General features: G+C 59.6%; 26 protein-coding genes. 19 read left to right on the plus strand and 7 right to left on the minus strand.

Translation table 11 applies throughout. The annotated features are described in order from the left end of the window. Positions 1-51: 51 nt before the first annotated feature. From rfbB to F8N43_RS21365, 7 genes are read left to right on the plus strand one after another with little or no spacing between them, the layout of a single operon-like run. Entirely contained in the window at positions 52-1134 is a 1083-nt protein-coding gene (gene rfbB, locus F8N43_RS21335) for a dTDP-glucose 4,6-dehydratase (RefSeq protein ID WP_150635877.1), read from the plus strand. After that, complete coding sequence (gene rfbA / locus F8N43_RS21340; RefSeq protein WP_150654321.1) at positions 1131-2006, plus strand: glucose-1-phosphate thymidylyltransferase RfbA; 876 nt, start codon at positions 1131-1133, stop codon at positions 2004-2006. Before rfbB ends, rfbA begins: the two co-directional genes overlap by 4 nt. After that, the gene (rfbC, locus tag F8N43_RS21345) at positions 2003-2551 is read left to right on the plus strand and encodes a dTDP-4-dehydrorhamnose 3,5-epimerase (protein WP_150631850.1); all 549 of its coding nucleotides are present in this window, start codon (positions 2003-2005) and stop codon (positions 2549-2551) included. Before rfbA ends, rfbC begins: the two co-directional genes overlap by 4 nt. Next, positions 2548-3417 carry a dTDP-4-dehydrorhamnose reductase gene (gene rfbD, locus F8N43_RS21350; RefSeq protein WP_150631851.1) on the plus strand — a complete coding sequence of 290 codons (870 nt, stop codon included), beginning with the start codon at positions 2548-2550 and terminating at the stop codon, positions 3415-3417. The genes rfbC and rfbD overlap by 4 nt, the downstream gene beginning before the upstream one ends. 36 nt (positions 3418-3453) lie before the next feature. After that, the gene (locus tag F8N43_RS21355; protein WP_150631852.1) at positions 3454-5262 is read left to right on the plus strand and encodes a sensor histidine kinase; all 1809 of its coding nucleotides are present in this window, start codon (positions 3454-3456) and stop codon (positions 5260-5262) included. Further along, the gene (locus F8N43_RS21360; protein WP_150635881.1) at positions 5259-6644 is read left to right on the plus strand and encodes a sigma-54-dependent transcriptional regulator; all 1386 of its coding nucleotides are present in this window, start codon (positions 5259-5261) and stop codon (positions 6642-6644) included. Before F8N43_RS21355 ends, F8N43_RS21360 begins: the two co-directional genes overlap by 4 nt. Before the next feature lie 40 nt (positions 6645-6684). Continuing rightward, the gene (locus tag F8N43_RS21365) at positions 6685-7140 is read left to right on the plus strand and encodes a thioesterase domain-containing protein (protein WP_150631854.1); all 456 of its coding nucleotides are present in this window, start codon (positions 6685-6687) and stop codon (positions 7138-7140) included. A gap of 111 nt (positions 7141-7251) precedes the next feature. On the opposite strand, the gene cysQ is transcribed toward F8N43_RS21365, so the two are convergent. Together cysQ and nudE are read right to left on the minus strand one after the other, a co-directional pair. After that, the gene (gene cysQ / locus F8N43_RS21370) at positions 7252-8079 is read right to left on the minus strand and encodes a 3'(2'),5'-bisphosphate nucleotidase CysQ (RefSeq protein ID WP_150654322.1); all 828 of its coding nucleotides are present in this window, start codon (positions 8077-8079) and stop codon (positions 7252-7254) included. After that, positions 8076-8642 (minus strand): ADP compounds hydrolase NudE, encoded by a 567-nt coding sequence (gene nudE / locus F8N43_RS21375; protein ID WP_150631856.1) that lies wholly within the window; start codon positions 8640-8642, stop codon positions 8076-8078. The genes cysQ and nudE overlap by 4 nt, the downstream gene beginning before the upstream one ends. Before the next feature lie 90 nt (positions 8643-8732). Between nudE and yrfG the strand changes: the two genes are divergently transcribed. After that, on the plus strand, positions 8733-9395 hold the full coding sequence (gene yrfG, locus F8N43_RS21380) for a GMP/IMP nucleotidase (protein WP_150631857.1): 663 nt from the start codon (positions 8733-8735) through the stop codon (positions 9393-9395). 126 nt (positions 9396-9521) lie between these two features. Here yrfG and lysM read toward each other — a convergent pair whose 3' ends face one another. Next, positions 9522-9962 carry a peptidoglycan-binding protein LysM gene (gene lysM / locus F8N43_RS21385; protein WP_150635889.1) on the minus strand — a complete coding sequence of 147 codons (441 nt, stop codon included), beginning with the start codon at positions 9960-9962 and terminating at the stop codon, positions 9522-9524. Positions 9963-10099: 137 nt separating this feature from the next. On the opposite strand from lysM, the gene F8N43_RS21390 reads away from it, so the two are divergent. The 4 genes from F8N43_RS21390 (at position 10100) to F8N43_RS21405 (ending at position 15111) form a co-directional block, all read left to right on the plus strand. Next, positions 10100-10987, plus strand: coding sequence for a LysR family transcriptional regulator (locus F8N43_RS21390; protein ID WP_150631859.1), 888 nt, complete (start codon positions 10100-10102; stop codon positions 10985-10987). A 94-nt stretch (positions 10988-11081) separates the two neighbouring features. Continuing rightward, entirely contained in the window at positions 11082-11921 is an 840-nt protein-coding gene (gene fdhD, locus F8N43_RS21395) for a formate dehydrogenase accessory sulfurtransferase FdhD (RefSeq protein ID WP_150631860.1), read from the plus strand. Beyond that, positions 11918-14266 (plus strand): FdhF/YdeP family oxidoreductase, encoded by a 2349-nt coding sequence (locus F8N43_RS21400; RefSeq protein WP_150635892.1) that lies wholly within the window; start codon positions 11918-11920, stop codon positions 14264-14266. Before fdhD ends, F8N43_RS21400 begins: the two co-directional genes overlap by 4 nt. 359 nt (positions 14267-14625) lie before the next feature. Next, positions 14626-15111 carry a glycine zipper domain-containing protein gene (locus tag F8N43_RS21405; protein WP_150631862.1) on the plus strand — a complete coding sequence of 162 codons (486 nt, stop codon included), beginning with the start codon at positions 14626-14628 and terminating at the stop codon, positions 15109-15111. A 69-nt stretch (positions 15112-15180) separates the two neighbouring features. On the opposite strand, the gene F8N43_RS21410 is transcribed toward F8N43_RS21405, so the two are convergent. The 3 genes from F8N43_RS21410 to F8N43_RS21420 form a co-directional block, all read right to left on the minus strand. Then, positions 15181-15600, minus strand: a complete 420-nt coding sequence (locus F8N43_RS21410) for an acyl-CoA thioesterase (RefSeq protein WP_150631863.1) — start codon at positions 15598-15600, stop codon at positions 15181-15183. 81 nt (positions 15601-15681) lie between these two features. Next, the gene (locus F8N43_RS21415) at positions 15682-16908 is read right to left on the minus strand and encodes a 3-hydroxyacyl-CoA dehydrogenase (RefSeq protein WP_150635894.1); all 1227 of its coding nucleotides are present in this window, start codon (positions 16906-16908) and stop codon (positions 15682-15684) included. Between the two features lie 220 nt (positions 16909-17128). Further along, complete coding sequence (locus F8N43_RS21420; RefSeq protein ID WP_150635896.1) at positions 17129-19063, minus strand: ATP-dependent DNA helicase RecQ; 1935 nt, start codon at positions 19061-19063, stop codon at positions 17129-17131. 272 nt (positions 19064-19335) lie between these two features. On the opposite strand from F8N43_RS21420, the gene F8N43_RS21425 reads away from it, so the two are divergent. Continuing rightward, complete coding sequence (locus F8N43_RS21425; protein WP_150636415.1) at positions 19336-20400, plus strand: S8 family peptidase; 1065 nt, start codon at positions 19336-19338, stop codon at positions 20398-20400. Between the two features lie 46 nt (positions 20401-20446). On the opposite strand, the gene F8N43_RS21430 is transcribed toward F8N43_RS21425, so the two are convergent. Next, a complete protein-coding gene (locus tag F8N43_RS21430) occupies positions 20447-20950 on the minus strand; it encodes a polysaccharide deacetylase (protein WP_150633116.1) in 504 nt (167 codons plus the stop codon). Positions 20951-21245: 295 nt separating this feature from the next. Here F8N43_RS21430 and F8N43_RS21435 point away from each other — a divergent pair, with 295 nt between their 5' ends. The 6 genes from F8N43_RS21435 (at position 21246) to F8N43_RS21460 (ending at position 25649) form a co-directional block, all read left to right on the plus strand. Further along, complete coding sequence (locus tag F8N43_RS21435; RefSeq protein ID WP_150633117.1) at positions 21246-21521, plus strand: hypothetical protein; 276 nt, start codon at positions 21246-21248, stop codon at positions 21519-21521. Positions 21522-21944: 423 nt separating this feature from the next. Continuing rightward, positions 21945-22241 carry a hypothetical protein gene (locus tag F8N43_RS21440; RefSeq protein ID WP_150633118.1) on the plus strand — a complete coding sequence of 99 codons (297 nt, stop codon included), beginning with the start codon at positions 21945-21947 and terminating at the stop codon, positions 22239-22241. 130 nt (positions 22242-22371) lie between these two features. Then, on the plus strand, positions 22372-22725 hold the full coding sequence (locus F8N43_RS21445) for a DUF1493 family protein (RefSeq protein WP_150636417.1): 354 nt from the start codon (positions 22372-22374) through the stop codon (positions 22723-22725). A gap of 204 nt (positions 22726-22929) precedes the next feature. Next, positions 22930-23424, plus strand: coding sequence for a helix-turn-helix domain-containing protein (locus F8N43_RS21450; RefSeq protein ID WP_150635903.1), 495 nt, complete (start codon positions 22930-22932; stop codon positions 23422-23424). After that, on the plus strand, positions 23421-24692 hold the full coding sequence (locus F8N43_RS21455; protein ID WP_150654323.1) for a type II toxin-antitoxin system HipA family toxin: 1272 nt from the start codon (positions 23421-23423) through the stop codon (positions 24690-24692). The genes F8N43_RS21450 and F8N43_RS21455 overlap by 4 nt, the downstream gene beginning before the upstream one ends. 102 nt (positions 24693-24794) lie before the next feature. Further along, complete coding sequence (locus F8N43_RS21460) at positions 24795-25649, plus strand: DMT family transporter (RefSeq protein ID WP_150633179.1); 855 nt, start codon at positions 24795-24797, stop codon at positions 25647-25649. Positions 25650-25671 lie beyond the last annotated feature (22 nt).

Below are 25671 nucleotides of genomic sequence, written 5' to 3' on the forward strand. Positions count from 1 at the left end.
ACAAGCTATGCTCATTTGCTTCAATCGTCTTACAGATAAAGGCTGGCCAACATGCGTATTCTCATCACCGGCGGTGCCGGTTTCATTGGCTCTGCCCTGATTCGCCACCTGATTCGGCATACTGGGCACGAAGTGCTCAATCTGGACAAACTGACCTACGCTGGCAATCTGGAATCGCTGACCAGCATTGCCAACGACACACGCTACGAATTCGTGCAGGCCGATATTGTTGATCAGGCCGCCGTCAGCGCCGTGCTGGCACGTTTCCAGCCGCATGCGATCATGCATCTGGCAGCCGAGTCCCACGTCGACCGTTCCATCGACGGTCCGTCGGATTTCATTCAAACCAATATCGTCGGCACCTACAGCTTGCTCGAAGCCGCCCGCGCCTACTGGCAGAGCCTGGCCGAGCCCGAGAAAAGCGGCTTCCGTTTTCACCACATCTCCACAGACGAGGTGTACGGCGACCTGCATGGCGTCGATGACCTGTTCACGGAAAAGACCCCGTACGCGCCAAGTTCGCCGTACTCCGCCAGCAAGGCAGCCTCCGACCACCTGGTCCGTGCATGGCAACGCACCTACGGCCTGCCGGTGTTGCTGACCAACTGCTCGAACAACTACGGGCCGTTCCACTTCCCCGAAAAACTGATTCCGCTGGTGATTCTCAACGCCCTGGCCGGCAAGCCACTGCCTGTTTACGGTAACGGCCTGCAGGTTCGCGACTGGCTGTTCGTCGAAGATCACGCCCGAGCATTGCTCAAAGTGGTCACCGAAGGCGTCGTTGGTGAGACCTACAACATTGGCGGTCACAACGAACAGAAGAACATCGATGTGGTGCGTGGCATCTGCGCGTTACTCGAAGAGCTGGCGCCGAACAAGCCTGAAGGTGTCGCGCATTTCGCCGACCTGATCACTTTCGTCCAGGACCGTCCTGGCCATGACCTGCGCTACGCGATCGATGCCAGCAAGATTGAGCGCGAGCTTGGCTGGACACCCGAAGAAACCTTCGAGACCGGCCTGCGCAAAACCGTCCAGTGGTATCTGGAAAACCTGGAGTGGTGCCGCCGTGTTCAGGACGGCAGCTATCAGGGTGAACGACTGGGCGCCATCAATACCAAGGAGTTGATCGCATGATGAAAGGAATTGTGTTGGCCGGGGGTTCGGGCACACGTCTGCACCCGATCACCTTGGGCGTGTCCAAACAGCTGTTGCCGATCTACGACAAACCGATGATCTACTACCCGATCTCGGTCCTGATGCTGGCCGGCATCAAGGAAATCCTGGTGATCTCCACTCCGCAGGATTTGCCGCAGTACCGCAACCTGCTGGGTGACGGCAGCCAGTTTGGCGTGCATTTCAGCTACGCCGAACAGCCTTCGCCGGATGGCCTGGCCCAGGCCTTTCTGATTGGTGAGGAATTCATTGGCAAGGACCCGGTGTGCCTGATCCTTGGCGACAACATCTTTCATGGTCAGCGCTTCAGCGAACAGTTGAAAAATGCCGTGGACCGCACGTCCGGGGCCACTGTATTCGGTTACTGGGTCAAAGACCCTGAGCGCTTCGGCGTGATCGATTTCGACGACGAAGGCCGCGCCCTGTCGATCGAAGAAAAGCCGAAAGCCCCGAAATCCAGCTACGCAGTGACCGGTCTGTACTTCTACGACAACGACGTGATCGAGATCGCAAAAGCCGTGAAGCCCTCGCCTCGCGGTGAGCTGGAGATTACCGACGTCAACAATGCCTACCTCAAGCGTGGCGATCTGCAGGTCGAGCGCTTCGGCCGCGGTTTCGCCTGGCTGGATACCGGCACTCACGACAGCCTGCTCGAAGCGTCCCAGTACGTGCAGACCATCGAGCATCGCCAAGGGCTGAAAGTCGCCTGCCTCGAAGAAATCGCTTACGAAAAAGGCTGGATCGATCGCGAGCATTTGCTTGAGCGCGCCCAGTATTTTGGCAAGACCGGTTACGGTCAGTACCTTTCCAAACTGGCTGAGGGTGGACAATGAATGTGATTGAAACCGCGCTGCCTGAAGTGTTGATCCTTGAGCCCAAGGTCTTCGGCGACGAGCGCGGCTTTTTCTACGAAAGCTTCAATGCCAAGGCATTCGAAGCGGCGACCGGCCTGAACAGGCAGTTCGTTCAGGACAACCATTCGCGCTCACAAAAAGGCGTACTGCGTGGTCTGCATTACCAGCTGGAAAACACCCAGGGCAAACTGGTGCGGGTGACGGTCGGTGAAGTACTTGATGTCGCCGTCGATGTTCGCCGCAACTCGGCGAATTTTGGCCAATGGGTGGCGGTGCGTTTATCCGCCGAAAACGGTCGACAACTCTGGGTACCGGAAGGCTTCGCCCATGGGTTTGTAGTACTGAGCGACTTCGCCGAGTTCCTCTACAAGACCACGGACTATTACAACCCGTCCGCCGAGCGTTGCATCCGTTGGGACGATCCGACGCTGGCCATCGATTGGCAACTGGGTGGTACCGTTCCTCAGCTTTCCGCCAAAGACCAACTTGGTAAAACCTTGCAAGAGATCGATCTGTTTCCATGAGAATTCTTATCAGCGGTAAACATGGACAGGTCTCAAGTGAATTGCAGAAGCGCCTGGGTGCAATGGGCGAGTTGGTCGTTCCAGGTCGCGATCAACTTGATCTGGCTCAACCCGAGCAGATTCGTCAGCAGGTCCGGCGCGTTCGTCCCGATCTGATCATCAACGCCGCGGCTTATACGGCGGTCGACAAGGCTCAAAGCGAGAAAGCAGCGGCGTTCGCCGTCAACGCGCAGGCTCCAGGCATTCTGGCTGAAGAAGCGGCGGCGCTTGGCATCCCGTTGATCCACTACTCCACCGATTACGTGTTCGACGGCCGCAAAGGCGCGCCGTACACCGAAACAGATGCGACTAACCCGCTTGGCGTCTACGGCGAGAGCAAACTGGCCGGTGAACAGGCGATCACGGCGGTACAAGGCAAACATCTGATCCTGCGCACCAGTTGGGTCTACTCGACCCACGGCCACAACTTCCTGCTGACCATGCAACGTCTGCTACAAGAAAAACCGGAGTTGCGCATCGTCGCGGACCAGATCGGCGCGCCCACCTGGGCCGGTACGATCGCCAACAGCACCCTTGCCCTGATCGAGCGCTGGCAGGCCGGTGAGAGCGGCGCCTGGGGCACTTATCACCTGAGCGCCCAAGGTGAAACCTCATGGTTCGGATTCGCCCAGGCCATCGGCGAAGCGCTGCGGGAACAGGGCAAGCCTTGCGCGCACCTGTTGCCCATCCCTTCCAGCGATTACCCGACGCCTGCCGCCCGACCGTTGAACTCGCGCCTCGATTGCAGTCGCCTGCTCCGCGAATGGGGCGTCAGCCAGCCAGACTGGCAAACCGCGCTGCGCGAGTGTCTTGCCGGGCAAGCCTAGGCATAATGCGCCTGTACCCTCAGGCGCCTGATGCTCATGACTCCGACCCTCCCCCGCAGACCCCGTTGGCGCAGCCTCGCACTGTTGGCGCTGTGCCTGGCGCCGTTGCTGTGGCCGCTGGAGCATCTGGCCGAGCGTTACTACCGCAGCGAACTGGCCGGGCAGAACCGACAGACCCTCGACCTGTACGTCGCCAACCTGCTGGGCACACTGCACCGTTATGAAGTGTTGCCGCAGATCCTCGGCGACCTGCCGGCGCTGCGTGCCACGCTCGGAGCCCCCGACGATGGTGTGACCCAAGGCAATGCCAACCGGCTGCTGAAAAACATCAGCGCGCAAACCGGCGCCGAAGTCATGTACCTGATGGACACCACCGGCAAGACCCTCGCGGCGTCCAACTGGGACAAACACGACAGCTTCGTCGGCCGAAACTTTTCGTTCCGCCCGTATTTCAGCGAAGCCATGGCCGGGCGTCTCGGGCGGTTTTTCGGGCTGGGCACCACGTCGGCCAAACGCGGTTACTTCTTTGCAGCGGCGGTGCGCGACGGCGAAAAAGTCCTCGGTGTACTGGTGATCAAGGTCGACCTGGACCACACCGAAAGCCTTTGGGGCAAAACCCCGGAACAACTGCTGGTCACCGACCACAACGGCGTGGTCATCCTCACCTCGCGGCCAGAGTGGCGATTCCGCGCGACCCGGCCACTGGGCGAAAGCGAGCGCGAGGCAATCACCGCGATTCAACCCTATCCGACCCGCGCCCCGAAACCGTTGAATCTCAATCCAGACGCCTGGCTGACCCAGACCCGGCAGATCGACGAAACCGGCTGGAGCGTCAGCATCCTTGCGCCGCGCACCTTGATCGATCGCCCGGTGCGCACGGTGGTTGCCATCGGCGGCGCGACACTGCTGGTGTTAATGCTGCTGCTCGGCCTGATGATGCAGCGCCGCCGTCACTACCTCGAACGAATCGCCTTCGAAGGCAAGGCCCGCCGGGAACTGGAAGGCCGGGTCGCCGAACGAACCAGCGACCTCGAAGGCCTGAACCGCCGACTGAAACAGGAAGTGCTGGAGCGCGAGCACGCCCAACAGGAACTGGTACGCGCCCAGGATGACCTGGTGCAGGCCGGCAAGTTGTCGGCGCTGGGGACCATGTCGGCCAGCATCAGCCATGAGCTGAATCAACCGCTGGCCGCCATCCGCAGCTACGCGGAAAACGCCGAAGTGCTGCTCGATCATCAGCGCACCGACGATGCACGCGGCAACCTCAAACTGATCAGTGAACTGACCGGGCGCATGGCCTCGATCATTGCGCACCTGCGTGCCTTTGCCCGGCGCGATCGCCACGCCCCGGAGAGCGTCGCGCTGCAACCGGCGCTGGACGATGCGTTGGCATTGCTGGCCAAACGGCGGCGCAGCATGGAAGTCGAGCTGATCCGCGATTTGCCCGCCGCCACGCTGTGGGTCGAGGCCGGGGAAACCCGACTGCGCCAGGTGCTCGGCAATCTGCTGGCCAACGCATTGGACGCGCTGACGGAAAAAGGCCCGCCGCGTAAACTCTGGTTGAGTGCCCAATCCACTGCCGACGGCGTCAATCTGTACATTCGCGACAACGGCCCCGGCTTTTGCATGGAAGCCCTTGGTCGCGCCAGCGAGCCCTTCTACACCACCAAGACCCGCACGCAGGGGCTCGGTCTGGGGCTGGCGATTTGCGAAACCCTGATGCGCGCCTTCGGCGGTGAACTGTCGTTCGCCAACCACAAGGAAGGCGGCGCCCTGATCACCCTGAAACTGCGCGCAGGCGCACCGGGCGTGAGCCTGCAACCGTCCGAGGACCGAAGTGCATGACCATCGACAACCGCATCCAGGTCGTGCTGATCGACGATGATCCCCACCTGCGCCAGGCCCTGAGCCAGACGCTGGATCTGGCCGGCCTGAAAATCCTGCCACTCGCCGAAGCCAAGGGCCTGGCCGGGCAACTGGAGCGTGACTGGCCGGGTGTGGTGGTCAGCGATATCCGCATGCCCGGCATGGACGGTCTGGAGTTACTGACTGAATTGCACGCCCAGGACCCGGAGTTGCCGGTGCTGCTGATCACCGGTCACGGTGACGTGCCACTGGCAGTCCAGGCGATGCGCGCCGGCGCTTATGACTTCCTCGAAAAACCGTTCGCCAGCGACGCCCTGCTCGACAGCGTCCGTCGCGCGCTGGCCCTGCGCCGACTGGTGCTGGACAACCGCAGCTTGCGTCTGGCGCTGAGCGACCGCAACGAACTGAGCACCCGACTGGTCGGGCAATCGGCGCCGATGCTGCGTCTGCGCGAGCAGATCGGCGCACTGGCGGCGACCAGGGCCGATGTGCTGATCCTCGGCGAAACCGGCGCCGGCAAAGAAGTCGTCGCGCGGGCGCTGCACGATTTGTCGAACCGGCGTAACGGCCCGTTCGTGGCCATCAACGCCGGGGCCCTGGCCGAGTCCGTGGTGGAAAGCGAATTGTTCGGTCATGAGCCGGGCGCGTTTACCGGTGCGCAGAAGCGCCGTATCGGCAAGTTCGAATTCGCCAGCGGCGGCACCGTCTTCCTCGATGAAATCGAAAGCATGAGCCTGGACGTGCAGGTGAAATTGCTGCGCTTGCTGCAAGAGCGGGTGGTCGAGCGCCTGGGTGGCAATCAGCTGATCCCGCTGGACATCCGCATCATCGCCGCCACCAAGGAAGACCTGCGCCAGTCCGCCGATCAGGGCCGCTTCCGCGCCGACTTGTATTACCGCCTCAACGTCGCCCCGTTGCGCATTCCGCCGCTGCGCGAACGCGGTGAAGATGCGCTGATGCTGTTCCAGCACTTCGCCGACGAAGCCAGCGCTCGCCACGGCTTGCCGCCCCATGAACTGCAACCGGGGCAGCGGGCGTTGCTGCTGCGTCACACCTGGCCGGGCAACGTGCGGGAATTGCAGAACGCCGCCGAACGTTTCGCCCTGGGCCTGGAACTGGCACTGGACAACAGCGCGCCGGAGGGTGGGGCGAGCACAACGGTTGAAGCGATCAGCGGCGGCTTGAGCGAGCAGGTGGAAAACTTCGAGAAGTCGTTGATTGCCGCTGAGCTGGCGCGCGCTCACAGCTCGGTGCGCAGCCTCGCCGAAGCCTTGGGCATTCCGCGCAAGACCTTGCACGACAAACTGCGCAAGCACGGGCTGAATTTCGCCGATCACCACCCGACCGACGAACTCGATTGATCGACCTTCAAACCGCACACTTCAAACAAAAGGCCCCTTCATGAACCGCGACAGTCGTCACCTGGAATCAGTCCTCCACCGCGACATTCCCCTGACGCAAGCCATGGGCGTCAAAGTGCTCGACTGGCACGACCAGCAACTGCGCCTGCACTTGCCGCTGGAAGCCAACGTCAATCACAAAAGCACCATGTTCGGCGGCAGCCTGTACTGCGGCGCGGTGCTGGCGGGTTGGGGCTGGCTGCATTTGCGTTTGCGTGAGGAAGGGATTGAAGACGGGCACATCGTGATTCAGGAAGGACAGATCAGCTATCCGCTGCCGGTGACCCTGGACGCGACCGCGATTTGCCAGGCGCCGAGTGCGGCGGTGTGGAAGAAGTTTTTGACGATGTATCAGCGCTACGGTCGGGCAAGGTTGACGCTGCATTCGCGGATTGTGAATGCAGGAAGTGAAGACGATGCGGTGACGTTTACCGGGCAGTACGTCCTGCACCGGTAAACCACAGAACCTGTGGGAGTGAGCCTGCTCGCGATGAGGCAGTACCAGCCAACGTGATAGTTGCCTGACCCGCCGCCATTACGAGCAGGTTCGCTCCCAAAAGGAACGACCTTAGCTGCGCGCCAGTTCCAGCAGCTTGTCGCGCCAGGCCGCTTTCGCTGGCAGCGCCAGGAAAAATTCATTCAACAGCGATTCCCGCGCCGGATAACAAAACGGCGCACCGCTCAAATCCAGCACTGCACCACCCGCCCCTTCCAGCACACCCTGCGCCGCCGCCGTATCCCACTGCGAAGTCGGCGCCAGACGTGGATAACAATCCGCCGCCCCTTCTGCCAACAGGCAAAATTTCAGCGAACTGCCGATATTGGCCAGTTGCAACTCACCCAGACTATCGCTCAACCCCGCCAGCAAGCGTTCCTGCTCGGGGCTCGAATGCCGGCGACTGGCGACCACGGTGAATGCCTCACCTGGCGGCGGAACCTCGCGCACGTGGATGGGCAACGGTTGCGCACCGGCATCACCACGCCACGCGCCCAGCCCGGCACCACCGACGTAGAAACGCCCGTTGGTCGGCATCGACACCACGCCAAACACCACACGACCTTGCTCGATCAGCGCGATGTTGACGGTGAATTCTTCGCTGCCCGAGATGAACTCCTTGGTCCCGTCCAGCGGATCGACCAGCCACCAGCGCTGCCAACCGGCGCGCACGCTCTGGGGGATGTTGGCGTCCTCTTCGGACAATACCGGGATGCTCGGGTCCAGCGCGGTCAGCCCGGCCAGTATCAGATGATGAGCGGCCAGATCGGCCGCGGTGACCGGTGAGTCGTCGGCCTTGGCGGTCACGGTCGTGCCGGTGCGCCAGAACGGCAGGATCGCGTCGCCAGCCTTCAATGCCAGTTCAATCACCGGCGCCATCAAGGGATGCGGGAAATTCATGGCAGGAACACCCCACGCTGAGTCAACAGATCACGGGCCAGGTACAGCGCCGCCAAGGCACGGCCCTCAGTGAATCGCGGGTTCTGGGCCAGGCCGGACAGTTCACGCAGATTGATCTTGTCCACGCCCATCGGCTCGGGCTCGTCGCCTTCCAGCCTTTCTTCGTACAGATCCGTGGCCAGCACCACCTGAATTTTCTGGCTCATGTAACCCGGCGACAAGGACAACTCAGTCAGATGCTCCAGCTGTCGCGCGCCATAACCGGCTTCTTCCTTGAGCTCGCGCTCCGCCGCCGCCAACACGTCTTCGCCCGGCTCGATCAAGCCCTTGGGCAGCGACAGCTCGTATTCATCGGTGCCGCCGCAATATTCCTCCACCAACACCGCGTGGTCCGCGTCAAGCATCGCCACAATCATCACCGCGCCATAACCGGCGCCTTTGCCGACCAGTCGCTCATAAGTGCGCTCCACGCCATTGGAAAAGCGCAATTTCAGCTCTTCGACGCAGAACAAACGGCTGGTGGCGACAATCTCGCGGGCGAGGATGGTGGGTTTCTGGCGCATGAAAAGCTCCTTGGCGTGAACGCGTTACTATACCCGGCCTATCCTGATTGTTGACCTCGGATATCTTTTTTACCGTTGGAGAAGTTTTTTATGTCACTGCTGCCGTGGCGCGACATCGACACCGTTCTGCTGGACATGGACGGCACGCTGCTGGACCTGCACTTCGACAACCATTTCTGGCTGGAACATCTGCCCCAGCGTTACGCCGAGTTGCACGGGGTGAGCCGGGCCATGGCCGAGATGGAATTGCAGCCGCTGTTTGAACGCAACGCCGGTCAGTTGCAGTGGTATTGCCTGGATTTCTGGAGCGCCGAACTGAAGCTGCCAGTGCGCGAACTGAAACTGGAAACCGCGCACCTGATCGCTTTGCGCCCGGATGCGGATACGTTCCTGGAGGCGATCAAGCAGGCCGGAAAACGTGTGGTGATGATCACCAATGCGCACAGAGATTCGCTGTCACTGAAACTGGAACGGATTGAACTGGCGCCTTACTTCGAGCGGTTGATCAGTTCCCACGATTACGGCTTCCCCAAGGAAAATCCGCAGTTTTGGCAGGCATTGCAGGCGGACATCGGCTTCGATCCGGCGCGCAGCCTGTTTATCGACGATACGGTGCCGATCCTGCGCAGTGCGCGGGATTTCGGTGTTGCGCATTTGTTGGCGGTGCGGGAACCGGACAGCCGCAAAGGGCCGAAAGACACGGCGGAGTTTGCGGCGGTGGTTGATTACCGGGAGTTGATTGCCGGGCTTTAGACCGCGTCGCCTGCATCGCGGGCAAGCCACGCTCCCACAGGTTCTGAGTCGTGCGCACCTTTTGTGAACGACACAAATCCCGTGGGAGCGGGCTTGCCCGCGATGGCCATCACCCGGTCTTGAGACTTACTCAGGAATCCGCAACGACTGCCCCGGATAAATCTTGTTCACATCCTTGAGCATCGGCTTGTTGGCCTCGAAGATTTTTTGATACTGGTTGGCATCGCCATACACGCGCAAGGAAATCGCACTCAGCGTGTCGCCCTTCACAACCGTGACAAAGGTTGCAGCCTTCACCACCGGCCCGGTCACCGTAATCTGGTCATCCACGCTGCCGACACCGGCGATATTGCCCACGGCCAGCAGGATTTTCTCCTTCTCTTCCTGGCTTGCCACCTCACCGGTCACCGTGACTTTGTCGCCTTCCACTGTCGCCTGCACATTCGGATTACCCAGGCCGACCTTGCTGATGTGTTCCTTCAACTGCTCGCTGGCATTGGCGTTGCCCGGCGTCAGCAGATCGATAAGCTTTTCGCCTGCTTCTTTCACAAAGCTAAAAATACTCATGGTGCACTCTCCTTGGTTTTTTTGGTTCCAGACGCAAAAGCCTAGACCAAGGTTGCAACACCCGGCTCCCACCCGACCAATGACGCCGCCGCCCCCCAGGCGCTAGAATCCCGACCTCCCCGCACCCTGGAGCGAAGATGGACATCAAGCAGCTGAAATTCCTCATCGCCCTCGACGAAACCCGGCATTTCGGCCAGGCCGCGGCGCGTTGTCATATCACCCAGCCCACCCTGTCCATGCGCTTGCGCAGCCTTGAAGAAGAACTTGAGTTGCCATTGGTCAACCGTGGCCAGCGTTTCGAAGGTTTCACTGCGCCGGGCGAGCGGGTGCTGGCCTGGGCGCGCACGGTGCTGGCGGCTTACGACGGTTTGCAGGCAGAAGCCGCTGCCTGCCGCGGGAATCTGGTCGGCACGCTGCGTCTGGGCGTAGTGCCGCTGTCGAGTTTCGATCCGCTGCCGCTGTTGCAACGCTTGCACGGCGAACACCCGAACCTGCGTTTCGAACTCTCGGCGCTGAGCTCCGAGCAGATCCTCGAACAACTGGCGAACAATCGCCTGGACCTCGGTGTGTCGTACCTGGAACGTCTGGATGCCGAACGTTTCGACTCTCTGGCCTTCAGCGAAACCCGCATGGGCCTGCTCTACGATCAGCGCTTCTTCACGTTCGGGGAGGCGCCGCTGAGTTGGGAGTCGCTGATCGAACTGCCGCTGGGCATGCTCACCAGCGGCATGCACTTTCGCCAGTCCATCGACCACAATTTCCACAGCCGCGGCCTTACTCCGCAGCCGCTGTTGCAGACCGACGCCGTGCATCAACTGTTACAAGCCGTTCATGGCGGGTTGTGTTGTGCGGTAATGCCGCTGGAAGGCGGCCTGGAAAACCTGACTGACCATCTGCGCCTGCAACCGATCGAAAACGCCCAGACCCTCGGCCGGCTGGGGCTGATCATGCGGCGCAGTGCTCCACGCTCGGCGTTGGCGGAAGCCTGTTTCGCGATTTATCAACAATCAATGACAAACTCTTGATCGACGCCATCTATCGGTAGATCAGTAATAGCGATTAGACGCGACACTTTGACGCGCATAGGCTTAAAGCTGACTAAACCGTCGGTGATGCCCCATGAACGCCAAGCGCCCTGTTTGCGCGGCGCCAGCCCTCGAAACGCCCGCGCCCTCCGCCAGCCAAACGTACAGTTACAGCGACCTTCAATACACCGAATCGGCCAGCACCGCGCTGGCCGAAGAAGTCGCGTTGGCGATTGCCTATAACGGCATCAGTCAAGCGGTGATGCTGGTGACACCGACGGACCTGGAAGACTTCATCGTCGGTTTCAGCCTCGGCAGCGGCATCATCGAAGACGCCTCCGACATTTATGACCTGCAACTGAGCGGTTCGGGATCGGCGCAGTACGCGCAAGTGACCATCGCCAACCGCGCCTTCTGGAACCTCAAGCAGCAGCGCCGGCAACTGGCCGGCACCAGCGGTTGCGGACTCTGCGGCGTGGAAGCGGTCGAGCAGGCCCTGCCGGACCTCAAGGTGCTGCCCGGCACACCGCTGCCGCCCGCCGAATGGCTCGATGGCTTGCGCCAACGCATCGGTGCGTTCCAGCCGCTCGGCCAGCATTGCGGCGCGGTGCATGCGGCGGTGTTCATGAACGGTCAGGGCGAATTGCTGTTGGGCCGCGAAGACATTGGCCGGCACAACGCCCTCGACAAGCTGATCGGCGGGCTGATCCGGCAAAAGATCCCGACCACCGGCGGCCTGGCGATTGTCACCAGTCGTTGCAGCCTCGAATTGATCCAGAAAGTGTTGCGCGCCGGCATCCAGACCCTCGTCAGCCTGTCGTCGCCCACCGGCCTTGCCGTGCAATGGGCCCGTCGTCACAACTTAAACCTTATCCATTTGCCCCAGAAGAATGCGCCGCGGGTCTACAGCCCAGCGTTGGAGAATCAAGCGTGAGTCAACACCGTCAAGCCGACCAGAAACCCGTTCCTCGCTACAAGCCCTATAAAGGCCCGGCCGGCGGTTGGGGCGCGCTGGCCAGCGTTGCCCGGGCCTGGTTGACCAGCGACAACGCGCTGAAAAACCTGCGCATGATGCTCAAGACCAACAAGAATGGCGGGTTCGACTGCCCGGGTTGCGCTTGGGGCGATTCCAATGAAGCCGGCATGGTGGCGTTCTGCGAGAACGGCGCCAAAGCGGTGAACTGGGAAGCGACCAAACGGGCGGTCAACCCGGCATTCTTCGCTAAACACAGCGTCACCTCGCTGCTGGAACAGAGCGATTACTGGCTTGAATATCAGGGCCGCCTGACCGAGCCGATGATCTACAACGCCGAAACCGATCGCTACCAGCCCATCAGCTGGGATGATGCCTTTACCCTGATCGCCAAGCATTTGCGCGGTTTGTCGAGCCCGGATCAAGCCGAGTTCTACACCTCGGGACGTGCCAGCAACGAAGCGGCGTTCCTCTATCAATTGTTCGTACGCGCCTATGGCACCAACAATTTCCCCGACTGTTCGAACATGTGCCACGAAGCCAGCGGCGTCGCATTGGCGCAGAGCGTTGGCGTCGGTAAAGGCACCGTGACCTTCGACGACTTCGAACACGCCGATGCGATTTTCGTCTGGGGCCAGAATCCCGGCACCAACCACCCACGGATGCTCGAACCGCTGCGCGAAGCAGTGAAACGTGGCGCGCAGGTGGTGTGCATCAACCCGCTTAAAGAACGTGGCCTGGAACGTTTCCAGCACCCGCAACACCCGATCGAAATGCTCACCAACGGCGACAAACCGACCAACACCGCGTATTTTCGCCCGGCACTGGGCGGCGACATGGCGATCATGCGCGGCATGGCGAAATTCCTGCTGCAATGGGAGCGCAACGCGCAGAATGCCGGTGAGCCCGCCGTGTTCGACCACGACTTTCTTAATGAACACAGTGTCAACGTGCTGGAATACCTGGGCACCGTCGACGATACGCCGTGGGAGCAGATCGTCGCGCAGTCCGGCCTGACGCTCGTGGAAATCGAGCAAGCGGCGCGCATGTACGCCAAAGGCAAGAACGTGATCATGTGCTGGGCGATGGGTATCACCCAACATCGTCATTCGGTCGCGACCATCCAGGAAATCGCCAACCTGATGCTGCTGCGCGGCAATATTGGCCGTCCCGGCGCCGGCCTGTGCCCGGTGCGTGGCCACAGTAACGTGCAGGGCGACCGCACGATGGGCATCAACGAGCGTCCGCCGGTGGCGTTCCTCGATTCCCTGGAGCGTCGTTTCCAGTTCAAGGTGCCGCGCGAAAACGGTCACAACGTGGTCGAAGCGATTCATGCCATGGCCGAAGGTCGTGCAAAGGTGTTCATCGCTCTGGGCGGTAACTTCGCCCAAGCCACTCCGGACAGCACGCGCACCTTCCAGGCCTTGAGCAATTGCGAACTGACCGTGCAAATCAGCACCAAGCTCAACCGCAGCCATTTGGCTCACGGTAAAGACGCGCTGATCCTGCCGTGCCTGGGCCGCACCGACATCGATATCCAGACCGAAGGCCCGCAAGCGGTGACCGTGGAAGATTCGTTCAGCATGGTCCACGCCTCCAACGGCCAGTTGCAGGCGCTGTCGAACCAGATGCGCTCCGAGCCTGCGATCATCGCCGGTATCGCTGCCGCGACCCTGGGCAGCAAACCGGTGGACTGGAACTGGCTGGTGGCCGATTACCGGCGAATCCGTGACCTGATCGCCGACACCATTCCGGGCTTCAAGGACTTCAACGAGAAGATCAAGAATCCGGGCGGTTTCTACCTCGGCAACAGTGCCGGTGCTCGTCGCTGGAACACGGCATCAGGGCGCGCCAATTTCCGTGCGAACGTCCTGCCCAAGGATCTGGTGCACGAGCGCACTCGCGCTACAGGCGTGTTGCCGGACCTGATCATGCAGTCGATGCGCTCCCACGATCAGTACAACACCACCATTTATGGCCTCGACGACCGTTATCGTGGCGTGAAAGGGCAGCGCGATGTGCTGTTTGTGAATGAAGCAGACATCATTCGCCTGGGGTTCAAACCGGGGCAGAAGGCCGACATCGTTTCGATCTGGGACGATGGCCGTGAGCGTCGGGTGAAGGGTTTCACGCTGCTGGCGTTTGATATCCCCGCGGGGCAAGCGGCGGCGTATTACCCGGAGGTGAATCCGCTGGTACCGCTGGAAAGCACCGGGGATGGCAGCCATACGCCGACGTCGAAGTTTGTGGCGATACGATTGGAAATGGCGAGCGAGACCGGGTTGATTCTGGCGAAGTCGGCTTAACGCTTCGCCTGGTCTGGCCTCATCGCAGGCAAGCCTGCTCCCACAGAGATCTCTGTTGGGCACAGATATTGTGCTCAACACACAAATCCTGTGGGAGCGGGCTTGCCCGCGATTGCGTTTGACCTGCCGACTCTTGTCTCGACACTGTTCCAGTACTTTCCAATCGTCCACAAAAAAGGCCGTTTTTTCACAAAAACGGCCATTCCGAAGTAGCTAAAGACCGGCGAAAAACAGTTAAGTTCCGGCTAAAAAACAGTAACTTAGGTATATCTATTGAAGTCGTGTCATTCGTCGGATTTCGATTGTAAGCCCCATGACTCAGCCTCAGGATCGCGCCGTCATCCCCTTGAGGTTCCTCTATGAAGTTCTCCTCGATTCTCTTGTTGTCCCTTGGCCTGGTCAGTGGCTTCGCTTCTGCCGGAGGCACCACCGAAGCAGGTGTGGGCGGCGCATTGGGCGGGGTTTTGGGCTCGGTCGTCGGTCAATCGTTAGGCGGCAACACAGGTTCAACCATTGGCGCGGCCCTGGGCGGTGCGGGTGGTAGCGCAGTCGGCGCAGACAAACGCAGCCGTGGCGAAGCGGCCATTGGCGGTGCGTTGGGCGCAGCGGGCGGTAACGTGGTCGGCCGCAGCATGGGCGGCACCACCGGCAGCCTGATCGGTTCCGCAGCAGGCGGCGGCGCCGGTGGCGCACTGGGTAACTACATGGGCAACAAGAGCGACGAGGACGATGATCGTCGCTCCTATCGCGGCCGTGGTGACGATCGTCGCTACTACCGTGATGGTCATCCCGGTCGCGGTCACGCCTATGGCCACCGCAAGCATCACCATCGCTATCGCGACTGAGGCTTGAATCGCCTCGTTTACCGGTAGATCAAGAAATCGCAGCCTTCTGGCTGCGATTTTTTTTGCCGGTCAAACCACCAACCGCTCCAGCGCACCGCGCAATCCGCCAGGAATCGTCACCGGCTGATTCGACGTCCGATCCACAAACACATGCACGAAACGCCCCGCCGCACAGGCTTCGTCTTCACCGTCCTTGAACACCGCCAGTTCGTATTGCACCGAGCTGTTACCCAGCTTGCCCACCCGCAAACCGATCTCGATTCGGTCGGGGAAAGCGATGGAGGCAAAGTAATCACAAGCCGAACTCACGACAAAACCCACCACCTCGCCGTCATGGATATCCAGACCGCCGACTTCGATCAGATAAGTGTTCACTGCCGTGTCGAAAAAGCTGTAATAGGTGACGTTGTTGACGTGACCGTAGGCATCGTTGTCGTGCCAGCGCGTGGTAATGGGCTGGAAGTGAGGGTAGTCGGTGCGTTGGGGCATGAGCGTCAATCCCTGAAGTTGTGTGGCCAGTCTAAAGCGAAAACCGAGTCGCGTTCATCGCTGGCACAGGCGCTATATCAATCACCGGTCAGCAAACCCCTTACTCACCGCCGCCAACTCCCCAATCAACCGCGCCGGTTGCCAGTGATCACCCTGCCGGGTTTCAAGCGCCAACAACCGCTGATGAATATCCGCCAATCCCTGCTGATCCGCCCAGGCCATCGGCCCGCCCTTGTCCGCCGGAAAACCATACCCGTTGAGGTACACCAGGTCGATGTCATGCGCCGACGTCGCAATCCCTTCCTGAAGAATCTTCGCACCCTCGTTGACCAGTGCCAGCAAGCAGCGCTCCAGAATCTCCTCAGGCGCGATCTCGCGACGCTGGAAGCCCAAGTCTTCGCTGACCTTCAGCACCAGCGCATCCACCTGCTCATCGTGCTCAGCCTGGCGACTGCCCGCTTCATAGTGGTAATAGCCGTTGCCACTCTTCTGCCCGAAACGGCCCAGTTCACACAGACGATTATCCACTTGAACCTGCGGCGCATCCTGCCCCTTGCCCGCCAGCTCCCGAGCCCGCCATTCGAGGTCGATACCGACCACGTCATACATGCGGAACGGCCCCATGGCGAAACCGAAGCCCTGCAGCGCCGCATCCACCTGATAGGGATAAGCACCTTCAAGCAGCATCTTGCGCGCTTCCAGCACGTAGGTTTTGAGCATACGGTTGCCGATGAACCCCTCGCAGTTGCCCGACACTACGCTGACCTTGCCCATGCGCTTGCCCAGCTCCAGCGCGGCATCCAGCACCGCCGGCGAAGTCTGTGCACCACGAACGATTTCCAGCAGTTTCATGATGTGTGCCGGGCTGAAGAAGTGCAGGCCCAGGACGTGTTGCGGACGGCGGGTGGCGGTAGCAATAGCGTCGATATCCAGCGCCGACGTATTGCTGGCCAGTATGGCTTCGGGCTTGAGCAGACCATCCAGTTCGCGGAAGATTTTCTGCTTCAGTTCAAGGTTTTCGTAAACCGCTTCGATCACCAGATCGACCTCACGGATCGCCGCATAATCGGCAGCCGCCGTGACCCGTGCAAGGCGCGCGTCAGCTTCAGTCTGATCAATCCGCCCCTGCCGCACGTTGTGCGTGTAGGTCTCCGCCACGCTGACCAGCGCCTGCTCAAGCATCTGCGGATTGTTATCGACCCACTGCACCGGCACCCCGGCATTGGCCAGGCACATGACAATGCCACGGCCCATGGTGCCCGCACCGATGACGGCAGCGCGCTGAATGTTGAACGGTGTCTGGCTCATAGTTGTTCTCTTGTGGGCGATCCAAAGACAGACCCCACCATAGTCAGCCACCACGCATTTTTGAAATTTATTCCTGTGATGGGGGACATTCAGCGGATGGATCTACATCTGCCAAACGCTGGGATCCCTGTGGGAGCTTGCTCGCGATTGCGGACTCACATTCAACATTGATGCTGAATGTGATGACCTCATCGCGAGCAAGCTCCCACAGAGGCACGGTTCAACCTGAAAGATGTTGTTCAGCCCACCCCCGCACTTCGCCATACGGGTAATCCTCCAGCGCGGCAAACCCCGGAATCGACCGCGCCTTGAGCTTGGTAAACAGCGGCACGCTGATCCCGCACAAAAACCGAGTCACGCGCTCCGCTGAGGGAACGCTGCCGACGTGCTGTTCATGCTTGTGGATAAAACCACCGCACAGCGCCTCGAAGTTTTTATCCACAAGCGCCGGTAACTCTGGCGGCGCAGGCAGTCGTGCCACATGCCCGTGACACACCGAGCAATGCCCACACTGCTGCGGCGCGTTTTCATCACCGAAGTACTCGGCCAGGCGTTTACCTAGGCAGTGGTCAGTGGCAAACAGATCCAGCATGGCGTGAATCCGCGCGATCTCGGTGCGTTCGTGCCGAGTGAAACACTCATGCAGTTCAGCACTCAGCGCCTGACTGTCGAAATCCGTTTGCAGCAGGCTGTAGACCTCGGTCATCTGCTTGCTTTCCAGCTCGACCCAACCCTTTTCCTGGAAGTAATCCAGCGCCTTGACCACCCGATTGCGCTCGGCTTGATGCTGTTCGTACAGCGCATCGAAATTCACCGTCGCCCAGGTCCGCGCGCGACTGGAGGTATGGATGATGGCGGCGACAAAATCCTTGCGCTCACCCTCGAAGCGGGCGAGCAAGTCTTCCGGCTCGAGCAAATACTTGAAGCGGTATTCGGCGTAATAGGCGTAACGCGGGGCGATGATCCTGCGCAGTTCCAACTGCACCAACAAGGTCTTGAGCGGTAACTGGCGAATGTTGCTCTGGTCGGCCAACGGCCCTAGCAAAAACTCCCATTGCCCCTCGGGCGTGGCAGCTTGCAATTCGTCGAGCACGTGACGGATGCCGTCCAGTTCCGGAGTGTCGCCATAAACGAAGTTTTCCAGCACATTGAGGCTATCGCGGTTGGCCAATACCAGGCAGTCCGATGGCTGCCCGTCACGTCCGGCGCGGCCGATTTCCTGGCTGTAGTTTTCGATGGATTTGGGCAGGTCGAAATGCACCACATTACGGATGTCACTCTTGTCGATGCCCATGCCGAAGGCGATGGTGGCGACGATGCAATTGGACTGGCCCCCCATGAAGCGTTTCTGAATGGCTTCGCGTTGCTCGTGAGGTAAACCGGCGTGATAGGCCTCGGCCTGGATGCCGTTACGACCCAGGTGTTCAGCAATGTGCTCGGCGGTTTTCTGCAGGGTGACGTAGACGATGCTCGGCTGGTCGGGACGCTCGCTCATCCATTCGACAAGGCGTCGGCGTTTGTCCTGACCGCGCACCGGTTCCACCAGCAAATTGAGGTTTGGCCGGTAGAAACCGGTGGTCACCACGTCTTCAGGCGCGATGGCGAATTTCGCTTCCATATCCGCGATCACTTTCGGGGTCGCGGTGGCGGTCAGCAACAATGCCTGAGGGATGTTGAACTGGCGCTGGTAGTCCGGGAGCTTGAGGTAGTCGGGGCGGAAGTTATGGCCCCACTCCGAGATGCAGTGTGCCTCGTCCACCACCAGCAGCGAGATCGGCACCTGCTGCAGGAAGTTGCGAAAGCGCTCGTTCTTCAGGCGCTCCACGGAAATCATCAGGATCTTCAATTCGCCGGACTTGGCGCGAGCCATCACATCACTGGCGTCATCGCGGCTTTGAGCCGAATCGATACTGCCTGCCGAAATGCCATGGCGTTGCAGGAATGCCAATTGATCCTGCATCAAGGCGAGCAGCGGCGAGACCACCAGTGTCAGGTGCGGCAGCAGCACTGCCGACATCTGGTAACACAGGGACTTGCCTGAACCCGTGGGGAAAATCGCCGCCGCCGAGCGCCCGGCCATCACTGCGCTGACCACCGCCTCCTGGCCTGGCCGAAACTGTGGATAACCGAAAACCTGTTCCAGGGTGTTGTGCATAAGCTGTCACTCCGTTGACCGCTGCGAAGCCCAAAGCCTAGCCGGTGATCGCAGCGAGTCGAGAAAAGGTCGGGGGCAAAAACGATACGGGATGATACAGCGTCCATCAGCCCAAACCTTCGCCACAGGTTGAAACAAACGGGGCACTTTGCCTCCCTGACGCTTCACCCCTTTTCACCGGTAAGGTTCACCTTCAAAAAAATGCCCTCTCCGCGCAATGTTCAACACGGCAGGAAAGCCTGATGTACGCGGAGATTTACGAAGGAACGACCATGCTTCAACGACCCATTTTTTCACTCCCCCCCGTGCTTGCATTACCCTTTTTGTTAAGCGGCTGCCTGACGAACCCCACGCAGCCGTCCATCGACCCGACCCCGTTCGAGACGCTGGAATATCAGGGCCAGCAGGGCCTGGCGGTCATTAACGCTTCAACCCTGTATGCCCGCGGCGGCACTGGCCAGGGGGTGGCCGTAGCGCTTGTCGACTCAGGCCTGAACAGCAACTTGCCGGAATTTCAGGGAAGAATCGCTGACCCCGGTTTTGACTATGTCGAGAATCGCGCCGGCACCTTCGACCGGGTGGGTCACGGTACCCAGATGGCCGGCATTCTCGCCGCCAACAAAGATGACCAGGGCATGCACGGTGTTGCATTCAACGCACAGCTGATCCCATTCCGTTTCGGCGACGATAACGAGCCGTTTTTCTTCGACACGGAGATTGCACAATCCTGGCAGGCCGGTTTCGACAAGGGGGCGCGCATCCTCAACAACTCGTGGGCCAATGCCATTCCGGCGACAGAGATCAATGAGGCGCGTTACAAGCAGGTCATGCCGGAGTCGTTGGTGACTGCCCGGAAACTGGTTCAGGACGGCGCTGTTTTTGTGTTCCCGACGGGTAACGAACTGAAACGGGAACCGCTGGCCGAACCCGGCTTGCCGATCGCCATACCCGAACTGGAAAAGGGCTGGATCGCCGTGGTTGCACTGAAAAACGACGGCAGCGCCATCAATGCCAAATCCAACTATTGCGGCGTGGCGGCAGCCTGGTGCATCGCGGTACCTGGCGGTGATTCCGGCGCAGGGCAAGGACTGCTGACCACCAGCAAGGACGGAAAATACGCACAGACCGCCGGCACCTCGCCTGCTGCCGCCATGGTCAGCGGAGCCCTGGCAGCATTGCAAAGCCGATATCCCGAACTTACCGCGCAGCAAGTACGCGAACGCCTGCTGGCAACAGCGAACCGAACAGGTATCTATGCCAACAGCGAGGCATACGGTCGAGGTTTGATGGATCTTGAGGCGGCTTCGCGTCAGGCTCCGGAATCCACGATCAACTGAGCCGCAATGGGTGGGACAGCGTCATCGGGTTTTGCCCTCGACAGCGCTAGGGCACCAAAACCGCCACCCGAAGTTGCTCATTCAACGCCTGCTCATGAAACACCTGGCTCTTGCTCGCCCACGCCGCGTGGGCAGGGCTGATTTCGCCGGTGAACGCTGCGGCCAACTGACGCAAATCAGCGACGCTTCGCACACGCGGGCAGAACGGTTCGCCATCGCAGTTCTGACTGGCGTTGCGGTAGGTGGTCAGCAACCGATCCCACAATCCATCACGCACCTGGCGTACAGACTTGAGCTTCACTGCCTGCACGCCCAGACGCTGTTTCAGCCCCTGTTCGTCCAGCGATTCGCTGGCCAGCAACGCCTTGCCAAACATCAGCACCTCAGCGCGGGACGCGGTGTCCATGTTCGCTTGAGTGGTGAGGGCGTCCGGCCAGCCCGTTCGGTCCATGTTGGCCAGCATCATCGAACTACCGGCGTCGGCCGCGCCCGTCAAACGACAAACACCCGCCCACAACAACAAAACCGAGGCCATACGTAACCACTGCATACCTAATTCCCTTTAAGTGCCTAACCAGGCATTTTCGAAATGCCCTACAGATTCTGGCGCGCACCATACAGAGGTTTACTACGCCGCGCCTGATAAACACGTAGGAAATTTCACCTGTAAGGGTTTCGGTCAAAAAAATCTCGGGAAACGCGTAGGGCCAATGCCGAAGACCAGTAAATCCCCTACACACTCTGTCGATTGCGGCTGTATTGCCGCAGCACGCCGTCCCCTTCATAGTTTTCGGCGCGGCTGAAACAGTGTGTCGGCCTGCCCGACTTCCCAAAGGACTGCCCCGATGCAAGACCGCTATCGCCCCCTCAAAAGCAGCTACAGCGACACCCCGGTCCTGGTCATTGACACCGAGGCCGACCCGCACGAAATCCTCGACGCCGCCCGACAACGCATCCGCGCCGCCAGCGACCTGCTCGAAACGCTGTACTGCCTGTGCTTCAAACAGGCGGACGCGAGCGACATTCCCAACATCGTCAACGCGCTCTACCTGCTGACCCAGGATGGCAACGAACTCCTCGAAATCGCCCACCAACGTCTGCCGAAACTCACCGCGGGTTAATGCCCCCGGCGCAATCCCCTGTGGGAGCGAGCTTGCTCGCGATGAACGATAACGCGGTGTGCCTGACTAAAAATTTCGGCTGGGGATAACTCCGTAGGCAACGCCCTATCAAAGCTTCATCCCGGTCCTACAAAAGAAGACACCTTGTCGCCTATCGCTAACAGGCGACTGGTATCTATAGTCGGATGGTCGCTGCCAAATCAGCGACTCGGGTTTGGTCACCTGAATTTGAGAGAAAACTTACGCATGCCCTTGTATGCTGCCGACTTCTTTTGTGTCGGCACGCTTTATGGCGGCTGTGTTTGGGACGCTTCTGCGTACCCGGGTTTTCTCTCCCTGGTTGACCAACCTGAACACAGTCCGCCACCCATCGTTTGGTCACGATAGTGGCGGGTCCTCAGCTACATAAAAGAGAGATTTTAAATGAATACTTGGAACCCGCTCACAGATCGCTACCGCCCCCTCGAAACCAACCTCACCGATTCCCCGCCCCTGATCATCGACACAGAAGCCAACCCGCAAGACATCCTCGAAGCCGCCCTCCAGCGCATCCGAGCCTCCAGCGAACTACTCCGAACCCTGCACTGCCAGAGCTTCGAGCAAGGCGATATAGAAGACATCCCCCACATCACCCACGCGCTCTACCTCCTGACCCAGGACGGCTGCGATCTGCTAAAAGTCGCCCAACAACGCATGATGGGCTGGAAAGCGCCTGCCTGACGTCGAGTGAACAGATCGTTCTCGCGCTGTGCGTGGGAGCGATCCAACACAAAGCGGTGGAAGCCGTCTTCGAACACTGGAGATAACCATGAGCACTTCTTTTGATCAGGCCAATAAGGGGCAACACACCATGAACCTCGCCCCCAACTTCCCCGACGACCACACCATGCACCTGCTCATGCAGCTGCTACACGAAGAACTCGGCCTGCCCGAACGTAAAACCATCAGCCTCAGCACCTCGATCAACTTCGATTTGGGCTGCGACGGCGCTGACGCCCGGCATCTGATGGAAGCGCTGGAAGAACAGTTCGGTGTCGACTTCGTGGACTACGATGCCTATCGCTACTTTCAGCCGGAAGGGTTCGACTTGCTTCTCAAGCGAAGGGCAAAAGGTCGCGGCGATAAAGTCCCACTAACCATCGGCATGCTCTACCAAGCTGTCAAGTTGCAACACTGGGATACCCAAACGCTTGAAGGCCTCTAGCAGAACGTATAAGTGGCATTATTCTGGCTGTTTATCACAAATATGATTGGAATAATGGCAGTTTAAATAAACTGCCCTCCTTGCGTATCGGCAGCACCGTATTACCAGACAGAGTCTTGAAACTCATTGAGGAAGTCCAGCAAGCCATAATATAAGTGCTATTATTCTGGCAGTTAATGCCTAAAAACGAAGGAATAATGGCACATGGCTAAGAAAACAGCGCCCCTGCTGCCAGCTTCATCCAGACTGCTCGCGGAGTTTGGCGAACGACTGAAACTCGCTCGTTTACGTCGCAGGCTGACAGCCAAGCAAGTCGCCGAGAGAGCAGGCATGTCACTGACAACGCTTCGTTCCCTAGAGTCCGGAAGCTCAGGTGTGACGATGGGGGCCTATGTGTCTGTGATGCAGGTGCTGGGCCTGGAGAAAGACTTGAGCAAGCTCGCCGAAGCGGATGAGTTGGGACGCCAATTGCAAGATGCGCAATTGATTCCACGAGCGAACGCAGCAACCAGTAAACGCCAACGAGCGCGCAACGTGACTTCAACGAAAGCGTCTTCCCCCATCCGTGACAAGACGACTGAAGCACTGGAAAGCCCTATCTCCGAATTGGATATCGAGGTTGATTTCCCATTGAACACCCAGTCTTTTTCCAGTTTGTTTGCCGATAAAAAATCCAGGGCCAAGACGGAGAAAAAATGACACTGATCGCGGTGTATGCCGATTGGGAATCTCTGAATGGGCCAAGGCGCCTTGGGTTCCTGCATGCCGCCAAGGCTTGCGCTACCAACGTGTTCGAGTTTGAGTACGACGCTGCCGCATTGATTGATCCCGAGTTGAACTTCACGACGCTGGATCCCCGCATCAGGCTCTTCGAAGGGCGACAATTCCCTGGGCAGCGCCAAACCCGCTTCGGTGTTTTTGCGGACTCAAGCCCGGATCGCTGGGGGCAATTACTGATGAAGCGTCGACTGGAGAGAGATATTCGCGACGGCTTTGTGCCCAAGGGCAGCAAGCTGTACGAGTCGGATTTCCTGTTAGGTGTTCACGACCTCTATCGAGTCGGTGCTATCCGCTACAAACTCAATGACGAAGGCCATTTTCTGGATGATCGAGATGGGTTGGCAGCGCCACCCTTTATCGAGCTGCGTGCGCTGGAGCAGGCAAGTCGAGCGTTGGAAAACGACCCGGACAACACCTCGCTCGATGGGCGCGAACGGCTGAGAATGTTGATCGCCCCCGGCGGCTCATTGGGCGGTGCCAGACCGAAGGCCAGCGTTGCTGATAAAAATGGTCACCTGTGGATCGCCAAGTTTCCGAGCACCCGAGACGACTATGACATCGGCGGGTGGGAATTCGTGGTGAATGTCCTGGCCAATGAATGCGGTCTGCGAGTGGCGAACGGTCTTGCGCAACGCTATGCAAGCGACCATCACTGCTACATGGTCAAGCGCTTCGACCGCACCGCAACCGGTGGCCGACTACATTTTGCCTCAGCCATGACCATGACCGATCGCGTGGACGGGGACGACGCATCCGTAGGTGCCAGCTATCTGGAGCTGGCAGAAGTACTCATGAAGCACGGCTCGGAAACCGACAAGGATCTTCGAGAGTTGTGGTCGCGCATCGTGTTCAACATCCTGGTCTCCAATACCGACGACCACCTGCGTAACCATGGATTCCTCCTTGATCCCGGTCGTGGATGGCGACTGTCTGATGCCTACGACATGAACCCTGTAGCACACGCTGATGGGCTGAAGCTAAACATTACCGATGCCGACAATGCTCTGAATCTCGAACTCGCTCGCGAAGTAGCCGAATACTTTCGGGTTGGCCACAATGATGCGGCAGAGATTATCGAGCGTTTCCAGGGGGTGGTGAGCCAGTGGCCAAAAGTGGCCGACGCGGTGGGGCTGTCGAAGCGCGAGCAGGACAATATGGCGCCTGCATTCCGACTTTCGGGAAATTAGTTTTCTGTGGCCATCAACGCCGAAGGCAGGGACACTCCGATGGCTGGAAGCGTCTCTAGCATCGGCAGCACACACCTATAAGGACATAGCGTGGACGTATTGATGGGCTTACTCGCCGCTTTACTGTGGGGCGGCACGGATTTTCTGGTGGGGTTGAATGCCCGCGCAGTGGGCGTCAAACGCGCGGTGTACTTTGGTCAGGCTTTGGGTTTCAGCATCATGAGCCTACTGTTGATCGCCTTCCCCGCGTTCATCCTCAAATCGATGTCGGCGTCACTCACTGTCTGGCTGATTGGCACTGTCGCCGCCGTGCTGACCGTGTCCGGTGCGCTCGCCTTATCCAAAGCGTTCGCCCTCGGCAAAGCGTCTATTGTTGCGCCACTGGTGACCTCTTACGGAGTGGTGACGACGTTGCTGTCCTGGGCTGGCGGTGAGCAGATCAGCCTGATGCAACTGCTGTGCATTGCCCTGTGCGTGATTGGGGTCATTCTCTCCAGCATTCATTCCGACTCGAAGATTCCACACACGACTCAAGCCAGCAGCTCCATTGCCTATGCGCTGTTGGCCGCTCTTTTCTACGGCACCAGTTTCTGGCTGCAAGGTCACTTCGTTCTTCCAGTGCTTGGACCGGTGACGATGCTTTGGCTCGCGTATCTGATCGGGCTGATCGTGCTGGTGGCCATCGTTCTGAGAATCGAGGACGGTCTGAAAATTCCGCCGTTGAAAAACTGCATGACGCTGACCGGCGCCAGCCTGATGAATCTTGGTGGATTTTCTTCATTCGCCTGGGGCGCGGTGGCTGGATCGGTTTCGGTGGTAACGGTGATCAGCACGCTGTCCGGAGGAATCGCGGCGATCCTCGGATATGTGTTCTTCAAGGAGAGACTGGCGAAGATACAGGTGCTCGGCGTGGTTCTGGTATTGGTCGGCGCGTTCGTTTTACACCTGAAAACCTAAACCGCGCCCACAAAAAAGCCGC

The organism is Pseudomonas fluorescens, from assembly GCF_902498065.1.
GTDB classification, from domain to species: domain Bacteria; phylum Pseudomonadota; class Gammaproteobacteria; order Pseudomonadales; family Pseudomonadaceae; genus Aquipseudomonas; species Aquipseudomonas fluorescens_BJ.

Coding starts and splice junctions, on each gene's coding strand:
- rfbB (WP_150635877.1), top strand. CDS start 52: ATGCGTATTCTCATCACCGGCGGTGCCGGTTTCATTGGCTCTGCCCTG.
- rfbA (WP_150654321.1), top strand. CDS start 1,131: ATGATGAAAGGAATTGTGTTGGCCGGGGGTTCGGGCACACGTCTGCAC.
- rfbC (WP_150631850.1), top strand. CDS start 2,003: ATGAATGTGATTGAAACCGCGCTGCCTGAAGTGTTGATCCTTGAGCCC.
- rfbD (WP_150631851.1), top strand. CDS start 2,548: ATGAGAATTCTTATCAGCGGTAAACATGGACAGGTCTCAAGTGAATTG.
- F8N43_RS21355 (WP_150631852.1), top strand. CDS start 3,454: ATGACTCCGACCCTCCCCCGCAGACCCCGTTGGCGCAGCCTCGCACTG.
- F8N43_RS21360 (WP_150635881.1), top strand. CDS start 5,259: ATGACCATCGACAACCGCATCCAGGTCGTGCTGATCGACGATGATCCC.
- F8N43_RS21365 (WP_150631854.1), top strand. CDS start 6,685: ATGAACCGCGACAGTCGTCACCTGGAATCAGTCCTCCACCGCGACATT.
- cysQ (WP_150654322.1), bottom strand. CDS start 8,079: ATGAATTTCCCGCATCCCTTGATGGCGCCGGTGATTGAACTGGCATTG.
- nudE (WP_150631856.1), bottom strand. CDS start 8,642: ATGCGCCAGAAACCCACCATCCTCGCCCGCGAGATTGTCGCCACCAGC.
- yrfG (WP_150631857.1), top strand. CDS start 8,733: ATGTCACTGCTGCCGTGGCGCGACATCGACACCGTTCTGCTGGACATG.
- lysM (WP_150635889.1), bottom strand. CDS start 9,962: ATGAGTATTTTTAGCTTTGTGAAAGAAGCAGGCGAAAAGCTTATCGAT.
- F8N43_RS21390 (WP_150631859.1), top strand. CDS start 10,100: ATGGACATCAAGCAGCTGAAATTCCTCATCGCCCTCGACGAAACCCGG.
- fdhD (WP_150631860.1), top strand. CDS start 11,082: ATGAACGCCAAGCGCCCTGTTTGCGCGGCGCCAGCCCTCGAAACGCCC.
- F8N43_RS21405 (WP_150631862.1), top strand. CDS start 14,626: ATGAAGTTCTCCTCGATTCTCTTGTTGTCCCTTGGCCTGGTCAGTGGC.
- F8N43_RS21410 (WP_150631863.1), bottom strand. CDS start 15,600: ATGCCCCAACGCACCGACTACCCTCACTTCCAGCCCATTACCACGCGC.
- F8N43_RS21415 (WP_150635894.1), bottom strand. CDS start 16,908: ATGAGCCAGACACCGTTCAACATTCAGCGCGCTGCCGTCATCGGTGCG.
- F8N43_RS21420 (WP_150635896.1), bottom strand. CDS start 19,063: ATGCACAACACCCTGGAACAGGTTTTCGGTTATCCACAGTTTCGGCCA.
- F8N43_RS21425 (WP_150636415.1), top strand. CDS start 19,336: ATGCTTCAACGACCCATTTTTTCACTCCCCCCCGTGCTTGCATTACCC.
- F8N43_RS21430 (WP_150633116.1), bottom strand. CDS start 20,950: ATGCAGTGGTTACGTATGGCCTCGGTTTTGTTGTTGTGGGCGGGTGTT.
- F8N43_RS21435 (WP_150633117.1), top strand. CDS start 21,246: ATGCAAGACCGCTATCGCCCCCTCAAAAGCAGCTACAGCGACACCCCG.
- F8N43_RS21440 (WP_150633118.1), top strand. CDS start 21,945: ATGAATACTTGGAACCCGCTCACAGATCGCTACCGCCCCCTCGAAACC.
- F8N43_RS21445 (WP_150636417.1), top strand. CDS start 22,372: ATGAACCTCGCCCCCAACTTCCCCGACGACCACACCATGCACCTGCTC.
- F8N43_RS21450 (WP_150635903.1), top strand. CDS start 22,930: ATGGCTAAGAAAACAGCGCCCCTGCTGCCAGCTTCATCCAGACTGCTC.
- F8N43_RS21455 (WP_150654323.1), top strand. CDS start 23,421: ATGACACTGATCGCGGTGTATGCCGATTGGGAATCTCTGAATGGGCCA.
- F8N43_RS21460 (WP_150633179.1), top strand. CDS start 24,795: ATGGGCTTACTCGCCGCTTTACTGTGGGGCGGCACGGATTTTCTGGTG.